The sequence below is a fragment of the Chthonobacter rhizosphaerae genome (genome assembly GCF_013839525.1).
In the GTDB taxonomy this organism is placed as follows: domain Bacteria; phylum Pseudomonadota; class Alphaproteobacteria; order Rhizobiales; family Pleomorphomonadaceae; genus Chthonobacter; species Chthonobacter rhizosphaerae.
The window spans coordinates 300728-322083 of record NZ_JACDIS010000005.1 but is presented as its reverse complement, the minus strand read 5'-3'; the positions used below and the strand labels follow the sequence as shown (position 1 = coordinate 322083).

Sequence of the window (21356 nt, the reverse complement as noted above, 5' to 3'; positions counted from 1 at the left end):
GTTCCGCGCCCGTCCGCCTTTCGTGGAGTATCGCCATGTCCCAGTCTCAAGGCCGCCTGTTCGACGAGTTCGCCAAACTCATGAACGACGCGGCGGGGGTCGCCCAATCGGCGCGACGCGAGGTTGAGACGGTGATGCGGAGCCAGGCCGACCGGTTCGCCTCCGAGATGGATCTCGTTCGCCGGGAGGACCTGGAGATCGCCCAGGACCTCGCCACCCGGGCGCTGTCGGAGGTGGAACGCCTGTCGGCCCGCGTGGCCGCCCTGGAGGGCCAGATCGCCGTCCTCATGGCGGACAGCCGCAAGGGCGCGACCGCCGGCTCCGGCCCGGTGCCGGACGGCGCCGCCGGAGGCGCCTGAAGCCGCCATCGATCCTTGGAACGGAAGCGGAGCGCCGGCGACGAAGGTCGACCGGGCGCCGGCACAATTCCGTTGTACCGCAAGAAAAGCTGCCGCTATCGTGAGCACGATGAGGAAGGATGCAGGGGGCGCCCACGCCACACGGGTGGAATTATCGACGTTCGGGTCGAGATCACCCGTTTCGGTGCTTCCGATCGGCCCTATACTGATCCGAGATGAGATTCGCCGCGCCGGCCGCACGGCCCGCCGCGTTGCGCACCAGGTGGCTTTGAAGGAATTCCCGGGGGTTGCGTTGGCGCCCGCGGGTGACGAACCGACCGGTCGTCCGCACCTCCTCCCGTGGGGCGGCCGTCGGGGTGAAGGACGCTCCGGCCGGAGCAGCGGCCCCCGTCGTCGGGACGGGGTTGGCCGCTTCGGCCTCGGCCGGCACGTCCTTGAGGAAGCTAGCGTGCTGGGGTCCAGCCGCAACCTTGGAGGTCGACCGTGACCCTCATCGATGTCTCTACCGAGCGACCGAGCAATCCCGTCGATTCGATCGAACTCATCGCCGCCCAGAACGACTGGTCGTTCGAGCGGTCCGGGGAGGACGAAATCACCGTTTCCGTGCAGGGGAACTGGTGCGACTACCACGTCTCCTTCTCCTGGATGGAGGACCTGGAGGCGCTGCATCTCGCCTGCGCGTTCGACATCAAGGTGCTGGAGACGCGCCGCACCGAGGTGATCAAGCTCTTGTCCCTGGTGAACGAGCAGATGTGGGTCGGCCACTTCGACCTGTGGCAAAAGGAGGGCGTGATCATGTATCGCCACGCCCTGCTCCTGGCTGGCAACGCCGAGGCCACCGACGAACAGATCGCCGCCATGCTGGAGAACGCGCTGGAGTCCTGCGAGCGCTTCTACCAGGCGTTCCAGTTCGTGGTCTGGGCCGGCAAGCCCGCCCGCGAGGCGCTGGACCACTCGCTGATCGAGACGATGGGCGAAGCCTGATCGCGGACGCGGGGTTTCCTGGTTCGACGGCGTCCGGAGAGATCCGGGCGCCGTTCCCTTTTTGGCGGGGCGGCGCCCTCCCCTCTCCGGACGCGTCGTGGCCGGCCCGGGATGATTGGCCCGTTGTCGCTACACTGATGAAGTCGTGGGTGGTCCGCATTCGCGGACCATGACGGTCGGGGCGGGGGAGCGGAGGCAAAATGCGTGGGTGGTCCGCGTTCGCGGACCATGACGGTGGGGGCGGGGGAGCGGAGGCAAAATGCGTGGGTGGTCCGCATTCGCGGACGATGACGTCTGGGCGGGGGAGCGGGAAATCGCGTGAGCCGGGGAGCGGCGGAGCGCTCGCTGGCGGGGGCCGTGCGCCTGACGGGTGGTACGCCGAAGTCGTTGGGGCGCCGAATGCGTCGGGGCGCCTGACGGGCGGGGCGCCGGAGAGGCGGGGCGCGTGACGGGTGGAGGCGGCGCGGCGGGGCGGCGCTCGGGCCGGGGCGCGGCGTCAGTGCCCCGGGCCGCCGGGCGCGGGCCCGGCGGGTGGGTTTCAGCCGGTGCGGAACGAGAGGCGGGAGGCCACCTCGTCCATGTGGTCCTGGTCGAGCGCGTCGCCGGCGGCGCGGTCGCGGAGCTGGTCCCGCTCCTCGATCAGTTCCACCTTCTTCATGTCTTCCACCGCTTCCGACAGCGCCGCGCGGGCGGCGTCGAGCTGGACGCGGAGGTCGCCGGCCGACACGAGCAGATTGTCGCGCCGCTGCATGGCGGCCTTGGCGAAGGTCGGATAGGCGAAGTGGGTCACGTCGGTGATGCCGACGCGCTTCTGCTCCGCCTGGATCTGGTCGTCCAGTTCGGTCGCCATGCGCTCGAACTCGGCGATCATCATTTCGATCTGGGTCACCTGCCGACGCTTCTCGTCGACCTGGAACCGCTTCAGCCGGATGAGACTGTTACGCGACTTCATCATTCGTTACTCCCCGGATGCTGGGAAGCTTAACCCGATGGTCGTTTCCAAAAGGTTGGCGAGGAGGTGATAACCATCATCACGTGACGTGCATTCATCTTTACCCTGGGACAGAAAGGCCTCCAGGGGGCCGTTCACCGCGATGGCGTCGTCCACCTCCGGGCTGGAGCCCTTCCGGTAGGCGCCGAGCCGGATGAGCTCCTCCATGTCCGTGAAGGTGGCCATCAGGCGCCTGGCCTCCTTCAGGACCGGCCGCCACCGGGGCTCCACGCACCCCGGCATCGTGCGCGAGACGGACTTCAGCACATTGATGGCCGGATAGCGACCCCGCTCGGCGATGGCGCGCTCCATCACGATGTGGCCGTCCAGGATGCCGCGGACCGCGTCGGCGACCGGCTCGTTGTGATTGTCGCCCTCCACGAGGACGGTGAAGAGACCGGTGATGGACCCCTCCCCCGACCGGCCCGGACCCGCGCGCTCCAGGAGGCGCGGCAGTTCGGTGAAGACAGTTGGCGTGTAGCCCTTCGACGTGGGCGGCTCGCCCGCCGCCAGACCGATCTCGCGCTGGGCCATGGCGAAGCGGGTGACGGAGTCCATGAGGCAGAGGACGTCGCCGCCGCCGTCGCGGAAGTGCTCGGCCACCGTCAGCGTCAGATAGGCCGCCTGCCGGCGCATCAGGACGGACTCGTCGGAGGTCGCCACGATGACCACCGACCGGGCGAGGCCCTCCGGCCCGAGATCGTCCTCGATGAACTCCTGGACCTCGCGGCCGCGCTCGCCGATGAGGCCGATCACCGCCACGTCGCAGGCGGTGTAGCGGGCCAGCATGGAGAGGAGCACCGACTTGCCGACGCCGGAGCCGGCGAAGATGCCCATGCGCTGGCCGCGGCAGCAGGTCGCGAAGGTGTTGAGCGCCCGCACGCCGAGATCGATCGGCGCGCCGACGCGGGTGCGCTCGGACGCGGCCGGGGGCGCGGCGCGCAGAGACCGCTCCAGCGGCCCCTGGGCGAGCGGCCCCTTGCCGTCGATGGGCTCGCCGAACGCGTTGACGACCCGGCCGAGCCAGGCGTCGGACGGCCGCACCGTGGCGGCGTTGGACAGGATCGTCGCCTTGGCGCCGAGGCGCACGCCCTCCATGGAGGCGAACGGCAGGCAGAGCGCGCGGTCGCCGCGAAAGCCCACCACCTCCACGCCGACCGTGCGGCCGGCGAACCCGGTGACGCCGAGGCGCGCCCCGACGCTCATCTCCTGGACCGGGCCGGCGACCTCGACCAGGAGGCCCTGGACGGCCGCCACGCGGCCGTAGACCTCCCGCTCCGGAATGCCCTGAAGGGCTGCGATCAGACCGTCCATGACGCCCTCCTGGAGGCTCCCGCCTTCCTGGTGTGACCGGATTGCGACACTCTCGAATCCGTGAATGCGAAGTCCCGTTTGATTCGTCCAGGGTAACGGTTCGTTTACGGGCGGCGTTAATGATTTACCCGAGTGCGATGGGCGGCGGATGGCCGTGGCCCGGGCGTGCTGTGGACAACCCGGATGGTTGAGTCGTGTGAGTCGGTTAGGGGCCTTTGTTAAAATGGTAAGTGAGGTTCTCCGCCCGTGATTCCCGAAGGAATCAGAACGTGTTGAGACCCAATTTGCAGACTCTTCTCCAATTCGCTTGCGGCGTGGAATCAGAGTTTGTTAACCATTTCTGGGTAGCCTGAACTCCGACGTCGACGGCCCGGCAATGCCGGACCCCGTGGCCGACAGGAAGTTGGGACGGGGCCGAAAAACACGAGGGGATTGGCATGCGCGTTTTGCTGATCGAGGACGACAGCGCGACCGCACAGAGCATCGAGCTGATGCTGAAGTCTGAGAGCTTCAACGTCTACACGACGGACCTGGGCGAAGAAGGCATCGACCTGGGTAAACTCTACGACTACGACATCATCCTGCTCGACCTGAACCTCCCGGACATGTCCGGCTACGAGGTCCTGCGGACGCTCCGTGTGTCGAAGGTGAAAACGCCCATCCTGATCCTCTCGGGCCTGGGCAACATCGAGGACAAGGTGCGTGGTCTCGGCTTCGGCGCCGACGACTACATGACCAAGCCGTTCCACAAGGACGAGCTGATCGCCCGCATCCATGCGATCGTGCGCCGCTCGAAGGGACACGCCCAGTCGGTGATCGTGACCGGCGACCTGGTGGTGAACCTCGACACCAAGACGGTGGAAGTGAACGGCCAGCGGGTGCACCTGACCGGCAAGGAGTACCAGATGCTGGAGCTCCTGAGCCTGCGCAAGGGCACGACGCTGACCAAGGAGATGTTCCTCAACCATCTCTACGGCGGCATGGACGAGCCGGAGCTGAAGATCATCGACGTCTTCATCTGCAAGCTGCGCAAGAAGCTCGCCAACGCGACCGACGGCAAGAACTACATCGAGACCGTCTGGGGCCGCGGCTACGTGCTGCGCGAGCCGGACGACATCCGCGAGATCGCCTGACGGGAGAACCGGGCGCCGATCCGGCGTCCGCACCCGGAGAGCACCGACGAGCCCCGCCGACGCGGGGCTTTTTCGTGTTCGGCGGGGCGCACGGGGTGCGCTTCGCCTTGACGCGGACGGCCGGACTCCCGATAGTTGCGGACGCGGCGGACCCGTCGGACGTCGCCAAGGGTGGGGACCGTGCGCGTCATTTCCGTCGTGAACTCCAAGGGCGGCGTCGGCAAGACGACCGTCTCGACCAATCTGGCGTGCGCCCTGGCGCGGTCGGACGTCCGTCTGACGCTCGCCGACGCGGACTACCAGAAGAGCCTGACCCGGTGGAACGCCGCGCGGTCGGGCTACCCGGCCATCGCGGGCTGCCTGGACTTCCGCAAGCTCGACGCGGACGCCCTGAAGGCCGCCAAGACCGACGTGGTGCTGGTGGACGGGCGCGCGGGGCTGCGCAAGCAGTCGCTCCAGGACCTGATTACTCTCTCGGACGTGCTGGTGGTGCCGCTCTCCGCCTCGCCGCTGGACGTGGACGCGACGCTCGCCCTCATGAAGGCGGTGAACGAGAACAAGGGCGTGCGCAAGAACCGCATCGCCGTCCACTTCGTGCTGAACCGGGTGCGCAAGTCGCCGGCGACGGCCCGCGTGGTCGCCGAGGTGGAGGAGAAGCTGGGCGCGCCGGTGGCGGTCGTGCTTCCCGACAGCGTGGAATTCCAGCGCATGGTGCAGGCGGGCGGTGGCATGTTCGAGAGCGGCCACCCGGGCCGGGTCGCGATCGGCACCGACCTGATGCGTCTCGCGGACCTCTGCCTCGGCTGAGCCGGACGCGCTCATCCGCCGGTCGCTTCGCGCACCCAGGCCTCGACCCCCTCCCCCGCCGTCTCCACGGCGACCACCTCGACGGCCGGGAGGTCATAGGGGTGGGCCGCCTTCACGGCGGCCAGGAGCTCCGGCACCCGGTCGGCGGTGGTCTTGATCGCCGCGAGCACCTCCCGGTCCTCGCAGATCTCGCCCTCCCACCGGTAGACCGACAGGACGCCCGGCAGCACGTTCACGCAGGCCGCCAGCCGCGTCGCCACCACCTGGCGGGCCACCGCCCGGGCGGTCTCCTCGCTCGGGAACGTGACGGTGACGAGGCGCAACTGCGACGGTGCGGCCATGGGGTTGCCCTCCGTTGTCCGTTCCCTTTTCAAGGCGGCCATGTTAGCGGATGAAAAGCGGCAGAACGCGGACATGCGGGGGGCACCCTCCGGCAAAGGTCACGGAGGCACCGGCGCGCCGGGCCCCATGTCACGAGAGGACCGATGGCGCATCGCGTGATCCCCTCCTTCGATCGGCTCGCCTTCGTGGCGAGCGACACGGAAGAGGCGCAGGAGGCCCGCGCAAAGCTCGTCGACCTCTATGGCGACGTGCCGCCGGAGGAGGCCGACGTCATCATCACCCTCGGCGGCGACGGGCTGATGCTGACCACCCTGCACGCCTTCATGAACACCGACAAGCCGATCTACGGCATGAACCGCGGCTCGGTCGGCTTCCTGATGAACGAGTTCCGCTACGACGCCCTCCGGGAGCGCCTCGCAAACTCGGTGGTGACGGCGATCCACCCGCTGATCATGACCGCCGTGGACGCCTCCGGCGCGAGCCACGCGGCGCGGGCCATCAACGAGGTGTCGCTGCTGCGGCAGACCTATCAGGCCGCCAAGCTTCGGATCGCCATCGACGGCAAGGTGCGGCTGGAGGAACTGATCTGCGACGGCGTGATGGTGGCGACGCCCACGGGCTCCACCGCCTACAACCTGTCGGCCCACGGCCCCATCCTGCCGATTCACGCGCCGCTGCTGGCGCTGACGCCGATCAGCCCGTTCCGGCCGCGGCGCTGGCGCGGCGCCCTGGTGCCGAACCGTTGCACGGTGGTGATCGACGTGCTGGAGACCCAGAAGCGCCCGGTGAGCGCGGCGGCCGACTTCACCGAGATCCGGGACGTGGTGAAGGTGACCGTGCGCGAGGACCACAAGCAGCGCAGCCTGATCCTGTTCGACCGGGACCACAATTGGGACGAGCGGATCCTCGCCGAACAGTTCCGCTACTGACCGGCCGGCGGACACCTGAGCCATTCAGCTAAGCAAAAGTTTAACCCCGATCGGTCACTGTCGGGGATGGGAGCGCGCCGGCCGGGCCGGCGCCCGGCTGAGGACACGTCCGATCATGGCCGCACGCAAGCAGGCGCTCGAGGTCGTCGAGGCGAAGAACGATCTCCGCAAGAAGGTCCGCGAGGTAAAGAGCCGCGGCGCCGGCGACGACCCGGTGAGCCGGGCCGAGGCGGCGCTGAAGATCCTGTCGTCGAACTTCGAGACCTGGATGAGGGACGAGATCGCCACGGTGGGCCGTCGCTACGAGGCCTGGGGGGCGGCCGGCCATCCGGACGGCGAGGCGCGCGACGCCTTCTTCCGGGCGGTCCACGACCTGAAAGGCCAGGCCACCACCCTCGGCTATCCGCTGGTCGCCCATGCGGCGGGGAGCCTGTGCGCCCTCCTCGACCGGCTGCCGAGCCGGGACGACCTGCCGCTCGCCCTGGTGGACCAGCACGTGCAGGCGATCCAGGCGATCTTCCGGGAGTCCGTGCGCGACGAGGGCGACCGGATCGGATCGGAACTCGTCTCGCTGCTGAACGGCCTTTCGGCCGCCTACCTGGCGGAGCACGCTCCGCCGGAGCCGTCGCTGGACTGACCCGCCCCGGAGCGCCGCCGCCGGCGTCCGCCGCTCACGCGGCCATGTCCACGTCGGGCATCCGGGCGACCGCTTCGTCCATCATCTCGGCGGCCCGGGCGCGCGCCGCGTCCCGCGCGGCCTCGGCGGCGAGCCGGCGCAGGAGCGCCAGAAGATCGTCCACCTCGTCGTCCTTGAAGCTGCGGTAACGCGTCAGCACCCGCTCGACCATGCGCCGGGCGAAGGTGGGGCCCTCCACCACGGTCTCCTCGGCCACGAGCTCGCGCCAGGCTTCAAGGGCGGCGTAGAGCGCTCCGCGGCAGCGTTCCGGCAGCCCCGCGCGGGCGAACAGGGCGAGCACCGCCGATTGGCGACCGTCGATCAGGATGGCGTAGACCCGGTCGCCGGCAAGCCCCGTCAGGCGGGCGAGCGCGGCCTCCAGGAAGCGGATGTTGCCCGTGCAGGCGGAGCGCAGGATGAGCGCCGGCGTCAGCTGGCCGGTGGTGCGCAGGTGCTCCACGAGGTCCTCCAGCTCCTCCTCGCCGGCTTCGGCGGCCAGGACGACCGTGGCCTTCTCGCACGCCTCGCGCACGATGGACTTGGCGCGATCGCCGGCTATCCAGTCGCGCGCGACCATGAGACCGTTGAGGGCCGTGCCGAGGCGCGCGATGACGGACTGGCGGACCGCGATGGGAAGGTCCGGCCGTCCGAACAGGACCGCGCGCACGTCGGGATCGTCGCCGAAGCGCTCCGCCGCGGTGGCGAACGCCTCGTAGGAGAGGTCGGCGCCGTCGTTGCGCAGGAGCGCCAGCACCGCGCGGCCGTCCGCCTCGGCGGCGATGATGTCGGACACCGCGAAGCCGACCCACGGCCGGGAGGCGACCGCCACCTGGGCCCGCACGGACCCGCCGCGCACCGCCTCGACGAGTTCCGGATCGAGCAGGCAGGGCGAGCGCCGGAGCACGGGCTCGGCGACCGACGGCAGGTCGTGGGCGAGCGCCACGATGAGATGGCGGGGGGCGGTCTCGTGGATGGCGAGCGCCTCGGCGAGCGCGCGGCGCACCTCCGGCGCCGGGTCGTCGAGGAGGAGCGTCATGGCGACGTCAAGTGTTTCGCGGGCCGCGGGCGACAAGGCCTGGTGCATGTAGCTGTTGACGAGCGGGGCGACGGCCCCGGCGCGCGCCGGAGGCGGCGCGTTGTCCAACCACTGAAGCAACCGGACCGTGACCATCGACAGCCTCCGCCAGGACGCGCCGGCCGCCGTCCATCTGCCGTGGCGGCCGGGCCCAGACGCCGGATCGCGCCGCGAGGGCGCGCGCCCGACTCTGGTTCCGTGAAAGTGCCACGGTGATGCTTAACGAGCGGTTCACCACGTTTGGAAACCGGTCGTTCACCACTGCGGCGCGGAGAAGCCGCGCGGCGGGAAGGTGCGCGATGCGACCGAACTGCAGGCGGCCGGGCCGGGGGTCGCGCGCGGCCGGGGCCGCCTCGTCGGCGGGCGGGCGGGCGCCACGGCGTGGCGGCGTCAGGACTTGATGTTCAGGAAGCGGGTGAGGTCGAGCGGGCCGCGCCGCTTCTTGCGTTCGGCCTCGGCGAAGGGCGACGGGCCGGGCGTGGAGAGCGGCTGGGCTTCTTCGGCCGCGGCCGTCTCGGCGGCGGCCGTGTCGGCGGCGGCGGCCATCTCGAACAGGCCGGGCGCCAGGCTGAAGCCGCGGAAGAAGGTGGCCGTCTGGCCGACCGGCTTCGACGGCCCGTCGGTGCGGAACAGGCTCTCGAACGCGCCCGAAGCGGCCGCGGCGGTCCAGCCCGCGCGCACCCGGTCGCCCGGGTCCGCGTAGCCGAGCACCGCGTCGGCGCCGGCGATGCGCGCGGCGATCTCGACGCCCTCGGGAGACGGCTCGACGAGACCGTTGACGGTCTCGTCGACGGACGCGGTCGACGCCGATCCGGCGACGGCCGCCGTCCTCACCGGCTCGCCGCCGGCCGGATCGTTGCCGCGGTGGAGGCGCACCAGTTCGCCGTAGACCTCGCCGATCGTGCGGGCGCCGTCGCCGTCGTAGAATATGTGCCGGTTCGCGCCGGCCTGCCGGGGAAAGGCCGACGCGGCGTTCGCCTGGGGCGAGGCTTCGGCGAGGGCGATGAAGGAGGCCGCGCCGCGAGCGCCGAGGAAGTGCGCGATGTAGAGTTCGCCCGCGCTCGCCTCGCGGCCGAGCCGCCCGGCAAGATAGCTCGCGTTCTGGCGGGTGAGTGCGCCCGCCATCATGGACGAGATGTCCGGGTCGTAGCGAAGGTCCAGGATCTCGCGCCGGAGCCCGGGATCGCGGACCGTGTAGCGTCCGTTCGCGCTCCGCTCGATGGCGTCGGCGTAGCGGCCGAGACCGAAGTCGGCGCCGGCCGTCTTCATGGTGGCGAGCCAGGTGCTCTCGATGAACTGGAAGAGGCCGGCGGCGGACGACGTGCGGGCGTTGGCGGTGGTGTCGAGCGAGGACTCCCGCTGGGCCGTCTTCAGGAGGTATTCAAAGGACGTGCCGGTGGTGTCGCTGGCGGCGGCGAACGCCTGCTCGATGCGGTCGCTGACGGCGCTGTTGGACGGTTTGGGCGACGCCGGCCGCGCGGCCGTGGTCTGCGGCGTGTAGACCCATTCGAAGGCCGACTTCATCGATGCGTCCCCATGGGAGAGCCATGAGCGCAAACTGCCGCCATCATGGTTAACAACAGGTAAATTCGAATGAATACATACGACCAGAGGGCGTCGAGCCTGCGCGATCGCCATCGCTGGCTCGACCTGAAGCCGGGAGAGGTGGCGCCGTCGCGGTCGGTGGCGGCGAGGAGCGTCCACGATCCGGCTCCGGCGGACCTCGTGCGGCTGGACTGCCGCGCCGACGAGGCGACCGTGGCCGCCGCGGTGGCGCGCGCGCCGACGGCGCTGCTCGTCTCGGGGACGGGGGACATGGACGACTTCGGCCGCTTCCTCGTTCGGCTCTCGGTGGCGGAGGCGCTTCTGGACCGGCCGGACGGAGGGACTGCGGTCGCGCTTCTCCTGGACCGGCCGGCGGCCGTGCTCGCCGCCCCGCTGCTCGCCGCCCAGTCGCCCCGCCTTGTGGCGCTCGGGCTGGACCGCCCCGCGCTCGCGGCCGCGCTCGGCGGCGACGGGTCGGCGGGCGTGGCCACGGCCCGGGGGCTGTTGGCGCTCGCGGCGGCGGCGCGGGACCTGGTGCCGTTCGAGCGGACGGCGGCCGGCGAGCCGGAGACGGACGGGGACAGGAATGGACCGGCGGCGCGGCTGTCGCCGCTCGCCTCCGCCGTCGCCTGAGGCGCCCGGCGGCGGGGGGGCCGACGGCGGGGAGGTCGGCGACGGTCTGACAGGCGGCGGTCAGGCCGGCGGCTTGGGGCGCGCCATGTCGAAGACGCTCTCCACGACCGCGTAGTTCATGTAGCCGAGCCGGGCGAGCGGCTTCAGGCGGGCGGTGTCCACGAGGCCGTCCGACAGGATGCTCTCGTCGATGTGGATGCCGACCACCTCGCCGAGCACCAGATGGGCGGCCGGCTCGCCGCCCGCCGCGCCGCGGATCCCGACCACCTGGACCGTGACGCATTCGAGCGCCGCGAGCGCTTCGGCCACCCGGGGCGCCGCGACGAGGCGGGACGGCGCCGCCGTGAGCCCGGCGACCGCGAACTCGTCCACGTGCGGCGGCACCGCCACGGACGAGGCGTTCATGGCGTCCCGCAGGGAGAAGGACGCCACGTTGACCACGAAGGCGCCGGTCTCCTCGGCGTTGCGGACGCTGTCCTTGCGGGCGGTGCCGGAAAAGCCGACCACGTAGGGCCGCGTCGAGAAGGCGTTGAAGAAGCTGTAGGGCGAGAGGTTCGCCACGCCGTCCCTCGCCCGGGTGGAGATCCAGCCGATCGGCCGGGGCGCCACCAGGGACAGGAAGGGATCGTGCGGCAGGCCGTGCGGCTCGTGCCGCGGATCGTAGAACATCGCCCCCTCCCCTTTCAGCCGGCGGACCACTCGCTGACGATGTCGGCGAGCGCCGGGCGCGGGCGATCCTGCGGCGGCTGGGCGGGCGTGCCGATATGGACGAGGCCGGCGATGCGCTCGCCCTCCCGGGCGCCCACGACGGCCGCCGCCTCCGCGTCGTAGGCGACCCATTCGGACAGCCAGGCGGCGGCGAAGCCGAGGGCGTGGGCGGCGGTGACGAGGTTCATGGCCGACGCGCCGGCCGACAGCTGCTGCTCCCAGAGCGGAATCTTCACGTGCTCGGCCGCCCGGCTGATCACCGCGACGACCAGCGGCGCCCGGGCGAACCGGCGGCGCTCCTCCTCCAGGCGCGCGTCCGTGACGGATGGATCGCGGCGCTTCAGGAGGTCGGCGAGTCGCTCCCCGAGGCGGTGGCGGTTGTCGCCTCGGATCACGATGAAGCGCCAGGGGGCGAGCTTGCCGTGGTCGGGCACGCGGGAGGCGATCGTCAGCAGGGTGGCGATCTGGTCGTCGTCGGGGCCGGGTTCGACGAGGAAGGCCGGCGCGACGGAACGACGGGTGGAAAGCAGCGTCAGGGCATCGGTCATGGAGTTCTCGACAGGCTTGGGTCGAAGACGAAGAGCGCGAAAAGGGGTGGGTGGGCCACGACGGGGCTTGCCTTCCGGTGACCACTTAAGGACGATCGGCCAGAAGAGGAAGCCCCCGCCTCGACGAGACTTGAAATCGCCACGAATTTTCCCGATCAACACGGGATGCGCCCGGAGCATGCCACGGCGGGCGCCCCCCCAACTGAACGACGATGGACGGATCTCACGTGATCGAATGGTCGGGTCGCCGCCTCCGCCGGGCTTTCCGGTCGGTGCTGGCGCTGGTTCTGCTCGTCGCCGTCTGTCCCGCCGCCGCCCAGTCGTTCGACGGCGGCGCGGGCTCCCCGCTTCCCCCCGCCGCCATCCCGGGGCTGCCGCCGGGCCCACCGCTGGACCTGCCGTCGCTCGGCGCGCCGGAGGTTCCGCCGCCGTCCGACGCGACGCCGCCGCTTGATCCGGCCCTCGGGACCGGGAGCGGCGATCTCGGCCTGCCCGAGGCGGCGGCGCCGTTCGCGCCCTCCGATACCCTGACCGAGCCGAGCTTCGGGCTCGACAAGCTGCGGATCGGGGATCCGGAACTGGTTCTCACGGCCAAGCTGACCGCGGACGGCGATTCCCTGCGCAGCGGTCTCGTCTGGCGCGTCTTCGCGGCCAACCCCGGACCGGACGGCCGGCTGCCCATGGTGGCCTCGGCCAAGGGCGGCGACGCCAGCTTCCGCCTGCCGCCCGGCTCCTACCTGGTCCACTGCTGGTTCGGCTATGCGGACCGGACCGTGCGGGTGGACCTGGCCGGCCCGGTGAAGCAGGAGGCCGTGGTGCTGGACGCCGGCGGCCTGAAGCTGCTCGCCCAGGCGGACGACAGGCCGCTGCCGGACGCGGACGTGCGTTTCGACGTGCTCGCCCCGGAGACCGACGCCCGCGGGGAGCGCCGGCTGGTGGCCGGTGACGTGAAGCCGGGCGACCTCGTCCGCCTGCCGGCCGGCACCTATCACGTGGTCAGCCGTTACGGCGGCATCAACGCGGTGACGAGCGCCGAGGTGGTCGTCACCTCCGGCAAGCTGTCGGAGGTGACCCTCTACCAGCGCGCCGCGGAGGTGACGCTGAAGCTCGTGGGTGAACCGGGCGGCGAGGCGATCGCCGACACCCGCTGGTCGATCCTGACGCCCGGCGGCGACGTGGTGTCTGAAGGCGTCGGCGCGTTCCCGTCCTTCATCCTGGCGGAAGGCGACTACACGGCCATCGCCAAGCACGAGAACGGCGTCTACCAGCGCGTGTTCGGCGTGGAGACCGGGCGGGACGACGAGGTGGAGGTGCTGGCGACCCAGGCTTCCATGCAGCCCGGAAACTAGAGCAGTCTCCAATAAAGTGGCAGGACCCGATCGCCGAGAGAACGCTCCAGCTCATCGAATCTGGAGCGATGCCCTGTCGACCTGACGATTCCGTCAGGTCGGAAAGCGCTCCAGGACGGGCGACCGTCCGCCCGTCAGTCGGCCAGCTTGGCGATGCCGATGGTGCCGTTCCCGAGGCAGGAGAGGCTGCCGAGGAAGCGCATGCGCGTGCCGAGGCGGTCGGTCACCGTGATGGGCACCACCCAGGTCTCCTCCGCGTAGGTGATCGCGGACTCGTCGATGGCGGCGTCATAGGCGTCCGGGATGGCCGGGTCGACCGGGGCCTGCTGCTTCAGCTCCTGGAGGACGATCTGCCGGACCTGCGCGGTGGACCAGCCGGCGCAGGCGGTGTCCCGCGTCAGGACGTAGGCCGCGGCCGCGGCCGCGGCCACGACCAGGACAGCGACGACCAGAGTGCTGGCTTTCATTGCGACCTTTCGAAACCGGCGGAACGGATCGAGGCGAGGTCGGCGGCACCCCCTTCGGGCGGGGCCGGGCCGCGCGAAACCCTCACCAGCCGCCCGGGCGGGCGGCCGGGCCGGACATTAGCGGCGGGGCGGAAAGCCTGTCAAACATAGGTTTGGAAGCATGCGCCGGCAGGACCGGAGCCGGCCCCGGCCGGCGCGCGGGTGCGCCCGAGACGGGCGACCCGCGCGTCCGGGAGCGTCAGAAGCCGCCGAGGCCGGCCACCCGGACGCCCGCGATCGGGGCGGCGCCGCCGGCGGCGACGAGGTTCGGCGCGTAGAGGCCGCGCCGGTCGGGGACCGGCTTGAACGCTTCGGACAGGCCCACCACCGTCTCGGCGGCGCCGAGCACCATGTAGCCGTCCGGGGCGAGGAGCTTGCCGATCCGGTTGATGATGTCGGCCTTGGTCGGCTGGTCGAAGTAGATCAGCACGTTGCGGCAGAACACGATGTCGAACTGGCCCAGCCCGGCGAAGCTCTCCAGGAGATTGAACTTCCGCCACTGCACCATGGAGCGCAGTTCGGCGCTGATGGTCCACTGGTCGCCGGACTGGGTGAAGTATTTGAGGAGGTTCTGGATGGGCAGGCCGCGTTGCACCTCGAACTGGGTGTAGACGCCGGCGCGGGCGCGATCGAGCACCTCGTTGGAGATGTCGGTGCCGAGGATCTCGACCCGCCACCCGGCGAGGCGCGGCCCCATCTCCTTCAGGCACATGGCGAGCGAATAGGGCTCCTGGCCGGTGGAGGCCGCGGCGCACCAGATCCGCAGGTGACGCTTCGCCGCCCGGCGCTCCAGGAGCTGGGGCAGCATCAGCTGGGTGAAGTGATCGAACGGCACCTTGTCGCGGAAGAAGAAGGACTCGTTCGTCGTCATGGCCTCGACGACCGCGTCGGCGAGCTGCGCCTCGCGCGGGTCGCGCAGCTTGGAGACGAGCGCCGCGATGGACGCCAGCCCCGCCTTGCGGGCCACCGGCAGGAGCCGGCTCTCGATGAGGTACTGCTTCTCGTTGGACAGGACCAGACCGGACCGCGCCTTCAGGAACTGGCGCAGAAAATCGTATTCCGCAGGGCTCATGGGCGCCCTCCGAGCAGGATGCGCGACACCTTGCGGCCGATCTCCGGAAGCGGCAGCACGTCGGAACACTGGCCCGTGTGGGCCGCGGCGCCGGGCATGCCCCAGACCACGCTGGTCTCCTCGTCCTGGGCGATGATGCTGCCACCCGCCCGGCCGATGTCGCCGACGCCGCCCGCGCCGTCCGACCCCATGCCGGTGAGCACGACGGCGAGGCTTGCGTTGCCGTAGATCTCGGCGACGGTCTTGAACAGCGGGTCGACCGCCGGCTTGCAGAAGTTGACCGGCGGACCGTCGGTGAGGCGGACCACCGTGTCGGCGCCGTGGCGGGCGAGGATCATGTGCTTGCCGCCGGGCGCCACGTAGATCCGGCCGGGGGCGAGCACGTCGCCGTCCTTGCCCTCGGCGGCCGGGCGTCCGGCGGCCTTCGACAGGTGTTCGGCCAGGATGGCCGTGAAGGTGGGCGGCATGTGCTGGGTGATCACCACCGGCACCTGGCCGATGGACGAGCCGATCTCGCCGAAGAGCGTGTTGAGCGCCTGCGGGCCGCCGGTGGAGCTGCCGATCGCCAGGATGCGCGGGCGGACGGACGAATAGGCTCGGATCGTGAAGGAGGCCTTGGCCTTGGCCGCCGGCGCGGGCGCCGGGCGGCCGATGACGGGCATGCCGCTGCCGGGCGTGGAGGGGCGGCCGGTGACGCGGGAGCGGGCGCGCTGGCCGAGGTGGAGGACCTTGTCCACGAGCTCGCGGCGGAAGTCCGCCGACGTGGTCACGCCCGAATTGGTCTCCGGCTTGGGCACGTAGTCGGCGGCGCCGAGCTGCAGGGCCTTCAGCGAGATCTCGGCGTTGCGCCTCGTGAGCGTGGAGGCGACGAGGACGAACAGGTCGCGCTTCTTCTCCAGAAGCAACGGCAGGGCGGTGAGCCCGTCCATGTCCGGCATCTCGATGTCCAGGATGACCACGTCCGGGTTGGACTTGGTCACGTCGTCCACCGCCAGTCGGCCGTTGCGGTGGCTGGCCACGAGGGTCATGGCCGGATCCTCCTCGATCCAGCGACCGACGATCCCGCGGACGACGACGCTGTCGTCGACGACCATCACGCGGATCGGATTCGTGGCTGCGCCCGCGGCATTCGTGTGCCGAGCGATTGCCGACATGATGCTGCCCCCCTTCATGCTATCGAGTCAGATCAGGCCGACTTCCTGGAATTTCGCCTCGACGATCTCGCGATCGAAAGGCTTCATGATGTATTCGTTGGCACCCGCCCGGATGGCCTTGGCGATGTGGCCGACGTCGTTCTCCGTGGTGCAGAAGACGACCTTCGGGGCCTCGCCGCCGTCGAGCTTGCGCAGCTGGGCGAGGAATTCCAGGCCGTCCATCACCGGCATGTTCCAGTCGAGCAGGATCGCGTCCGGCATCTGCTGCCGGCAGGACTCGAGCGCCTGCTGGCCGTCCTCGGCTTCGGAGATCGCGAAGGACAGGTCCTCCAGGATCCGACGCGCGACCTTTCGGATGACGCTCGAGTCGTCGACTACGAGACAATGCTTCATTCCACTCTCCCAGGGTCCCGGGCGGTCACCCCCGCCGGACTTGTTCACGCGGCAAGCTGGTCAAGCATGCGGCCGAGCACGCGCTCGACGTCCAGGATGACCATGAGCTGGCCGGACAGGCGATGGACGCCGCCGGAGATCTCGGCCCACCGGCGATCGAGGTTGGCCGGGTTGGATTCCCGCCCGCTGGTCTGCAGGTTCAGGACCTCGCCGACCTCGTCGATGATCAGCCCGTAGGATTCGCCGCGGTACTCGATGCCCACGGCCATGATGCTGGAGCTGCCCTCGCGCGGCGGGAGGCCGAGCCGCCGTCGCATATTGATGGCCGTCACGATCCGGCCGCGCAGGTTCAGCACGCCGGCGATCTCGGGCGCCGACAGGGGCACCCGGGTCATGCTCTCGGGCACGAACACGTCGTGCACCTTGTGGATGGGCAGGCCGAACAGCTGACCGCCGATCATGACGGTCACGTACTGGATCGAGTCCTGGTGGGCGTCGTTGGCGGCGGCGCCGGGCGCGGTCGCGGGTGCTTTGCTCATGCGGCGAGTCCGACTTCGTGGCTGGTGAATTCCTTGAGCGAGGCGATGAGGCCAGGGCGGTCGAACTTGGCGACGTAGTCGTCGAAGCCCGACTGGCGGCCCCGCTCGATGGAGGCGGGGGTGCAGACGGCCGACAGGGCGATGATCGGCGTCTGGCGGAAGCGCGGGTCGCGGCGCAGCATCTCGGCGAGCTCGAACCCGTTCACGCCCGGCATCTCGATGTCGGACACGATGACGTCATACCGCTCGCCTTCGCCGAGGCGGCGCATGGCCTCGGTGGCGGACCCGCAGGTGGTCACGTCGAAACCGGCCGCCTTCAGCACCGGGCCCAGCATGTTTCGGAAGAACGGGCTGTCGTCGATGAAGAGGAGCGAGCGGGTGAGCGCCGCGGAGGAGATCTCCTTGCGGTGGAACCAGTCCTCGAAGGCGAGCGGCAGGAAGTGGCCGATGTCGATGATCTCGGTGGCCTTGCCCTTGATCACCGCCGAGCCGAGGACGCCGGAGATGTCGGAGCCGACTTGGATGTCCAGCTGCTCCTCCACGATGTCGACGATCTCGTCCACGACGAGGCCCATGGAGCGGCCGCTGTCGGAGAAGACCAGCATGGGCTGGGTGCCTTCCGTGCGCCGCTGGACGGTGTGGCTGAGGTAGACGAGCGGCATGAGCGAGCCGCGGTACTGGACGAGGTCGCGGCCGTTGGAATGCTCGATCTTGTCGATGTCGAACTCCTCCAGGCGCGTGACGAGGGACAGCGGCACCGCCTTCGGCTCCGGCGAGCCGGCGCGGAAGAGCAGCATGGAGACCTTCGCCGGGTCGTCCACGGACCGGGCCTTGGCGGCATCCTCCTTCTCGTTCACCTCGGCCGCGACGGCGGTGCCGATCGCGCTCGCCACCCCGTTCGGGTCGACGATCATGATCACCGAGCCGTCGCCGAGAATGGTGTTGCCCGAGAACATGGTGATGTGCCGGAGCATCTTGGACATCGGCTTGACGACGATCTCCTCCGTGTGGAAGACGCCGTCCACCACCATGCCGAAGGTGACGTTGCCGACCTGCATGACGACGATGAAGCCGTCGTCCTCGCTCTTCTCCCCCTCCTCGGCGACGCCGAGGATGCGGGCGAGCGGCACCAGCGGCAGCAGCTTGTTGCGCAGGCGCAGGACCGGCGTGTCCTTGATGCGCTCGATCCGGTGCTCCGAGTTGGACTGGACGCGGACGAGCTCCACGACGGAGAGCTGCGGGATGGCGAAGCGGTCGCCGGCGCTCTCCACGATGAGCGTGGACACGATGGCGAGCGTCAGCGGGATCTTGATGGTGAAGGTGGAGCCCTTGCCGGCCACCGACTTCAGGTCGATGGTGCCGCCGATCATCTCGATGTTGGTGCGCACCACGTCCATGCCGACGCCGCGGCCGGAGACGCTCGTCACCTTGGCGGCGGTGGAGAAGCCCGGCGCGAAGATGTACTTGAAGATCTGGCCTTCCGACATCTTCTCGAGCTCGGCCTCGCTGGCGAGCCCGTTCTCGACGACCTTCTGCTTGATCCGCTCCACGTTGAGGCCGCGGCCGTCGTCGGCGATGTCGATGATGATGTGGCCGCCCTCGTGATAGGCGGAGAGCTTGATCGTGCCCTTCTCCGGCTTGCCGGCCGCCTTGCGGTCCTCCGGCTTCTCCAGGCCGTGGTCGGCGGAGTTGCGGACCATGTGGGTCAGCGGATCCTTGATCAGCTCCAGCACCTGCCGGTCGAGCTCGGTCTCGGCGCCGAGCATCTCCAGCTCGATCTGCTTGCCGAGTTCGCCGGCGAGGTCCCGGACGATGCGCGGCAGCTTCTGCCACGCGTTGCCGATCGGCTGCATGCGCGTCTTCATGACGCCTTCCTGCAGCTCGGCCGTGACGTTGGAGAGGCGCTGCAGCGGGACCTTGAACTCGCTGTCCTCGTGACGGCGGACGATCTCCAGGAGCTGGTTGCGGGTGAGCACGAGCTCGGACACCATGGTCATCAGGTGCTCGAGCGTCTCCACGTTGACGCGGATGGACTGGCTCGACACGGAGCCCTTGCCGTCGCCCTTGGCGTCGGCGTCCGAGTCCTTGTCGTCGGCGACCTTCTCGGCCTTCTCCGGCTTGGTCTCGGTCTGCTTGTTGAGGCGCGCCTCGATCTCGGCGGCCACCTTGACGAGGTCGATGCCCTGCTGGGTCTGGTGGGAGGCGGGCGCCGCATCGGCGACGGCCACGGCCTCGACCGGCGCCTCGGGCTCGGCGGGAACCTCCACGGCGGTTTCGCGGAAGGCCTTCTCCAGGTCGTCGAGGGACACCTCGCCCGGACGCAGGCCGCGCTCCAGCACCTGGTAGACCAGGGAGCCGGCGCTCTCCTCCTTGGGTTTCTTGGCCGCTGCCGGCGCTTCCGCCGGCTTCTTGGCAGCCGCCTTGGCGGCGTCGCCGGCGAGCGACATGGCCTCCAGCTGCGAGATCAGGTCGCCGTCGTCGCCCTTCGGCTCCTCGCCCTCCAGGGCCTCCAGCTCGGCCAGGATGCCCTTGATCCGGTCGATGGTCTGGAGGATGAGGCTGACCGCCTCCTTGGTGACCGGAGCGCCCTCGCGGAACTTGCCCATGAGGGTCTCGGCCGCGTGGGCCAGCGCTTCGAGCCGGGGGAGCCCCAGGAAGCCGCAGGTGCCCTTGATGGTGTGGACCAGCCGGAAGATATTGTCCAGAATCCGAGCGTTGTTCGGCTCTTGTTCAAACTTGACGAGTTCGACGTCGACGACGTCGAGAGACTCGTTGGTCTCCGTCAGGAATTCCCGAAGCAGGTCATCCATCGCTCACCCCCAGAAGGTCGGCGTCAGGTCATCCCGCCACCGACTGTTTTCGCGACAGGCAGCACTCGTCGCACTCTGGGGAAGTGTCCAGTCAAACGGTTAAGATTGGTTGAAATCCGAAGGGCGCATCCAACCGAATAGCAGATTTGCTTCTTTCTATTTTAGACTGTGGGTCGCGCTTCGAAGATAACGGTCTCTTCACTTTTACTGATCTTGACGGTGAGTCCCGCTTCGCGGGCGAGCGAGCCGGCGTAGTACGGCTGGATCGCGTGGGCGTCGAGGCCGTCGCCGACGTCGCCGTTGATGAGGTCGGCCACCCGGGGCGGGATGCGGGACGACGGCCCGGTCGCCTCGATGATCTGGGCCGGGCACGGCATGTCGCCCTCGGTGCGGACCACGATCTTGCCGCCGCGCGGCACGGCGTGGAGCGACACCAGGAGAAGATTGAGCATCAGCTTGACCTGGTTCTTCGGCAGCAGCCGGCGCTCCGCCTGCCAGACCAGGTCCGCCTTCTCGCCCTCCATGTAGCGCTTGGCCACCGTCTCGGCGTCGCCGAGGTCCACCTCGGCGCCGGCCGAACCGGCCGCCCCGAAGGCCAGCCGGGCGAACTGGAGCTTGGAGGACGCGGTCTTGGCGCTCTTGCGGATGAGGTCGAAGGCGAAGGCCTTCATCTCCTCATTGTCCTCCTCGTCCAGCACCTCCAGGCCGTTGGTGATGGCGCCGACGGGCGAGATGATGTCGTGGCAGACGCGGGAGCACAGGAGGGCTGCGAAGTCGAGCGCTTCGATCTTGGTCGGCTCGGTCATGGCGGTCTCGGGTCCGGACGTGAGGCGTCAAGGGGTGACCGCTGCCTCGAATCGAAACATCGGCCGTTGTCCTGTGGATACAGGCCGAAAACCCGCCTGCCAACCGGGGACTGTCGGCGCGGACGGCAGAAAGCCGCCCGATTCAGCGCGCGAGGACCGCCGACAGGGTCGGCCAGCGCTCGAACGCGCGGCCGAGCTGGCCGTCCGGATCGGCCAGGAAGGCGTCCCGGTCGGCCGCGCGGGCGAAGAACAGGAGCCTGGACCGGTGGATCAGGAAGATCTCCGGATCGCCGGGCTGGAGGGCGCCCCGGGCGAGGCTGGCGGCGCAGTGGCCGCCGAAGAGCGGGGCGTAGACCGTGGGGGCGGCCGCGAAGGCCGCCGCGTTGCCCGGGTTGGCGAACCGCCAGTAGCCCCCGTCCCAGACCACCTCGATCCCGCGCCCGCGCACCGCCGCGCCGTCGGTGAAATAGGCGACCGGATCGTAGCCGCCGAGGGCGAGCCCGGTGTAGGGGTCGTGCACGATGCGCTCGTTGAGGGCGGACGCGGCCGCCGGGCGGGTCCACGGCCCGGCGAGACCGGCCGTCGCAGCCGCGAGAACGACCGCCAGCGTCGCCGCCGCCGTTTTCCGCCGGCGCCGCCGTTCTCCTGCCGGATTCGCGCTACACATGGGACGCAACGGATTA

At 69.9% G+C, this 21356-nt stretch carries 23 protein-coding genes; 8 read left to right on the top strand and 15 right to left on the bottom strand.

The features are described 5' to 3' along the window. Window positions 1–35 precede the first annotated feature (35 nt). Both HND91_RS11645 and HND91_RS11640 read left to right on the top strand, forming a co-directional pair. Entirely contained in the window at window positions 36–359 is a 324-nt protein-coding gene (locus HND91_RS11645; RefSeq protein WP_181706726.1) for an accessory factor UbiK family protein, read from the top strand. Window positions 360–842: 483 nt separating this feature from the next. Beyond that, window positions 843–1343 (top strand): YbjN domain-containing protein, encoded by a 501-nt coding sequence (locus HND91_RS11640; RefSeq protein WP_181706725.1) that lies wholly within the window; start codon window positions 843–845, stop codon window positions 1341–1343. A 538-nt stretch (window positions 1344–1881) separates the two neighbouring features. Here the strand turns inward: HND91_RS11640 and fliJ are convergent. Both fliJ and fliI read right to left on the bottom strand, forming a co-directional pair. Further along, window positions 1882–2295, bottom strand: a complete 414-nt coding sequence (fliJ, locus tag HND91_RS11635; protein ID WP_181706821.1) for a flagellar export protein FliJ — start codon at window positions 2293–2295, stop codon at window positions 1882–1884. Window positions 2296–2301: 6 nt separating this feature from the next. Next, complete coding sequence (gene fliI, locus HND91_RS11630; RefSeq protein WP_181706724.1) at window positions 2302–3648, bottom strand: flagellar protein export ATPase FliI; 1347 nt, start codon at window positions 3646–3648, stop codon at window positions 2302–2304. Between the two features lie 437 nt (window positions 3649–4085). Here fliI and ctrA point away from each other — a divergent pair, with 437 nt between their 5' ends. Both ctrA and HND91_RS11620 read left to right on the top strand, forming a co-directional pair. Further along, window positions 4086–4781 carry a response regulator transcription factor CtrA gene (ctrA, locus tag HND91_RS11625; protein ID WP_181703221.1) on the top strand — a complete coding sequence of 232 codons (696 nt, stop codon included), beginning with the start codon at window positions 4086–4088 and terminating at the stop codon, window positions 4779–4781. 180 nt (window positions 4782–4961) lie between these two features. Then, the gene (locus HND91_RS11620) at window positions 4962–5588 is read left to right on the top strand and encodes a nucleotide-binding protein (RefSeq protein ID WP_181706723.1); all 627 of its coding nucleotides are present in this window, start codon (window positions 4962–4964) and stop codon (window positions 5586–5588) included. Window positions 5589–5599: 11 nt separating this feature from the next. Here HND91_RS11620 and cutA read toward each other — a convergent pair whose 3' ends face one another. Then, on the bottom strand, window positions 5600–5929 hold the full coding sequence (gene cutA / locus HND91_RS11615; protein WP_181706722.1) for a divalent-cation tolerance protein CutA: 330 nt from the start codon (window positions 5927–5929) through the stop codon (window positions 5600–5602). A gap of 144 nt (window positions 5930–6073) precedes the next feature. On the opposite strand from cutA, the gene HND91_RS11610 reads away from it, so the two are divergent. Further along, window positions 6074–6859 (top strand): NAD kinase, encoded by a 786-nt coding sequence (locus HND91_RS11610; RefSeq protein ID WP_181706721.1) that lies wholly within the window; start codon window positions 6074–6076, stop codon window positions 6857–6859. A 115-nt stretch (window positions 6860–6974) separates the two neighbouring features. Continuing rightward, complete coding sequence (locus HND91_RS11605) at window positions 6975–7496, top strand: Hpt domain-containing protein (protein WP_181706720.1); 522 nt, start codon at window positions 6975–6977, stop codon at window positions 7494–7496. A 34-nt stretch (window positions 7497–7530) separates the two neighbouring features. On the opposite strand, the gene HND91_RS11600 is transcribed toward HND91_RS11605, so the two are convergent. Next, on the bottom strand, window positions 7531–8706 hold the full coding sequence (locus HND91_RS11600) for a DUF2336 domain-containing protein (RefSeq protein ID WP_181706719.1): 1176 nt from the start codon (window positions 8704–8706) through the stop codon (window positions 7531–7533). Between the two features lie 294 nt (window positions 8707–9000). Continuing rightward, on the bottom strand, window positions 9001–10134 hold the full coding sequence (locus HND91_RS11595; protein WP_181706718.1) for a lytic transglycosylase domain-containing protein: 1134 nt from the start codon (window positions 10132–10134) through the stop codon (window positions 9001–9003). A 69-nt stretch (window positions 10135–10203) separates the two neighbouring features. Between HND91_RS11595 and HND91_RS11590 the strand changes: the two genes are divergently transcribed. Beyond that, window positions 10204–10788 (top strand): hypothetical protein, encoded by a 585-nt coding sequence (locus HND91_RS11590; protein ID WP_181706717.1) that lies wholly within the window; start codon window positions 10204–10206, stop codon window positions 10786–10788. 60 nt (window positions 10789–10848) lie between these two features. On the opposite strand, the gene HND91_RS11585 is transcribed toward HND91_RS11590, so the two are convergent. Both HND91_RS11585 and HND91_RS11580 read right to left on the bottom strand, forming a co-directional pair. After that, complete coding sequence (locus HND91_RS11585; RefSeq protein ID WP_181706716.1) at window positions 10849–11457, bottom strand: flavin reductase family protein; 609 nt, start codon at window positions 11455–11457, stop codon at window positions 10849–10851. 14 nt (window positions 11458–11471) lie between these two features. Then, window positions 11472–12044 (bottom strand): nitroreductase family protein, encoded by a 573-nt coding sequence (locus tag HND91_RS11580; protein ID WP_181706715.1) that lies wholly within the window; start codon window positions 12042–12044, stop codon window positions 11472–11474. A 227-nt stretch (window positions 12045–12271) separates the two neighbouring features. Between HND91_RS11580 and HND91_RS11575 the strand changes: the two genes are divergently transcribed. Next, window positions 12272–13393, top strand: a complete 1122-nt coding sequence (locus HND91_RS11575) for a hypothetical protein (RefSeq protein WP_181706714.1) — start codon at window positions 12272–12274, stop codon at window positions 13391–13393. 134 nt (window positions 13394–13527) lie between these two features. On the opposite strand, the gene HND91_RS11570 is transcribed toward HND91_RS11575, so the two are convergent. The 8 genes from HND91_RS11570 to HND91_RS11535 form a co-directional block, all read right to left on the bottom strand. Beyond that, the gene (locus tag HND91_RS11570) at window positions 13528–13860 is read right to left on the bottom strand and encodes a hypothetical protein (protein WP_181706713.1); all 333 of its coding nucleotides are present in this window, start codon (window positions 13858–13860) and stop codon (window positions 13528–13530) included. Between the two features lie 238 nt (window positions 13861–14098). Beyond that, on the bottom strand, window positions 14099–14971 hold the full coding sequence (locus HND91_RS11565; protein WP_181706712.1) for a CheR family methyltransferase: 873 nt from the start codon (window positions 14969–14971) through the stop codon (window positions 14099–14101). After that, on the bottom strand, window positions 14968–16125 hold the full coding sequence (locus HND91_RS11560) for a protein-glutamate methylesterase/protein-glutamine glutaminase (RefSeq protein WP_210272666.1): 1158 nt from the start codon (window positions 16123–16125) through the stop codon (window positions 14968–14970). The genes HND91_RS11565 and HND91_RS11560 overlap by 4 nt, the downstream gene beginning before the upstream one ends. Window positions 16126–16152: 27 nt before the next feature. Continuing rightward, a complete protein-coding gene (locus HND91_RS11555) occupies window positions 16153–16518 on the bottom strand; it encodes a response regulator (protein ID WP_181706711.1) in 366 nt (121 codons plus the stop codon). A gap of 44 nt (window positions 16519–16562) precedes the next feature. Continuing rightward, complete coding sequence (locus HND91_RS11550) at window positions 16563–17057, bottom strand: chemotaxis protein CheW (RefSeq protein ID WP_181706710.1); 495 nt, start codon at window positions 17055–17057, stop codon at window positions 16563–16565. Then, window positions 17054–19867, bottom strand: coding sequence for a hybrid sensor histidine kinase/response regulator (locus tag HND91_RS11545; protein WP_181706709.1), 2814 nt, complete (start codon window positions 19865–19867; stop codon window positions 17054–17056). Before HND91_RS11545 ends, HND91_RS11550 begins: the two co-directional genes overlap by 4 nt. A gap of 161 nt (window positions 19868–20028) precedes the next feature. Further along, window positions 20029–20673 carry a histidine phosphotransferase ChpT gene (gene chpT, locus HND91_RS11540; RefSeq protein WP_181706708.1) on the bottom strand — a complete coding sequence of 215 codons (645 nt, stop codon included), beginning with the start codon at window positions 20671–20673 and terminating at the stop codon, window positions 20029–20031. A gap of 142 nt (window positions 20674–20815) precedes the next feature. Continuing rightward, on the bottom strand, window positions 20816–21340 hold the full coding sequence (locus HND91_RS11535) for a YHS domain-containing (seleno)protein (protein ID WP_246329421.1): 525 nt from the start codon (window positions 21338–21340) through the stop codon (window positions 20816–20818). Window positions 21341–21356 lie beyond the last annotated feature (16 nt).

Bases quoted from the DNA above. Each gene is read 5' to 3' on its own strand.
- cutA (WP_181706722.1), bottom strand. From the start codon at position 5,929: ATGGCCGCACCGTCGCAGTTGCGCCTCGTCACCGTCACGTTCCCGAGC.
- HND91_RS11550 (WP_181706710.1), bottom strand. From the start codon at position 17,057: ATGAGCAAAGCACCCGCGACCGCGCCCGGCGCCGCCGCCAACGACGCC.
- HND91_RS11600 (WP_181706719.1), bottom strand. From the start codon at position 8,706: ATGGTCACGGTCCGGTTGCTTCAGTGGTTGGACAACGCGCCGCCTCCG.
- HND91_RS11545 (WP_181706709.1), bottom strand. From the start codon at position 19,867: ATGGATGACCTGCTTCGGGAATTCCTGACGGAGACCAACGAGTCTCTC.
- HND91_RS11610 (WP_181706721.1), top strand. From the start codon at position 6,074: ATGGCGCATCGCGTGATCCCCTCCTTCGATCGGCTCGCCTTCGTGGCG.
- HND91_RS11555 (WP_181706711.1), bottom strand. From the start codon at position 16,518: ATGAAGCATTGTCTCGTAGTCGACGACTCGAGCGTCATCCGAAAGGTC.
- HND91_RS11565 (WP_181706712.1), bottom strand. From the start codon at position 14,971: ATGAGCCCTGCGGAATACGATTTTCTGCGCCAGTTCCTGAAGGCGCGG.
- ctrA (WP_181703221.1), top strand. From the start codon at position 4,086: ATGCGCGTTTTGCTGATCGAGGACGACAGCGCGACCGCACAGAGCATC.
- HND91_RS11645 (WP_181706726.1), top strand. From the start codon at position 36: ATGTCCCAGTCTCAAGGCCGCCTGTTCGACGAGTTCGCCAAACTCATG.
- HND91_RS11560 (WP_210272666.1), bottom strand. From the start codon at position 16,125: ATGTCGGCAATCGCTCGGCACACGAATGCCGCGGGCGCAGCCACGAAT.
- fliI (WP_181706724.1), bottom strand. From the start codon at position 3,648: ATGGACGGTCTGATCGCAGCCCTTCAGGGCATTCCGGAGCGGGAGGTC.
- HND91_RS11595 (WP_181706718.1), bottom strand. From the start codon at position 10,134: ATGAAGTCGGCCTTCGAATGGGTCTACACGCCGCAGACCACGGCCGCG.
- fliJ (WP_181706821.1), bottom strand. From the start codon at position 2,295: ATGAAGTCGCGTAACAGTCTCATCCGGCTGAAGCGGTTCCAGGTCGAC.
- HND91_RS11570 (WP_181706713.1), bottom strand. From the start codon at position 13,860: ATGAAAGCCAGCACTCTGGTCGTCGCTGTCCTGGTCGTGGCCGCGGCC.
- HND91_RS11585 (WP_181706716.1), bottom strand. From the start codon at position 11,457: ATGTTCTACGATCCGCGGCACGAGCCGCACGGCCTGCCGCACGATCCC.
- HND91_RS11535 (WP_246329421.1), bottom strand. From the start codon at position 21,340: ATGTGTAGCGCGAATCCGGCAGGAGAACGGCGGCGCCGGCGGAAAACG.
- HND91_RS11580 (WP_181706715.1), bottom strand. From the start codon at position 12,044: ATGACCGATGCCCTGACGCTGCTTTCCACCCGTCGTTCCGTCGCGCCG.
- HND91_RS11605 (WP_181706720.1), top strand. From the start codon at position 6,975: ATGGCCGCACGCAAGCAGGCGCTCGAGGTCGTCGAGGCGAAGAACGAT.
- chpT (WP_181706708.1), bottom strand. From the start codon at position 20,673: ATGACCGAGCCGACCAAGATCGAAGCGCTCGACTTCGCAGCCCTCCTG.
- HND91_RS11590 (WP_181706717.1), top strand. From the start codon at position 10,204: ATGAATACATACGACCAGAGGGCGTCGAGCCTGCGCGATCGCCATCGC.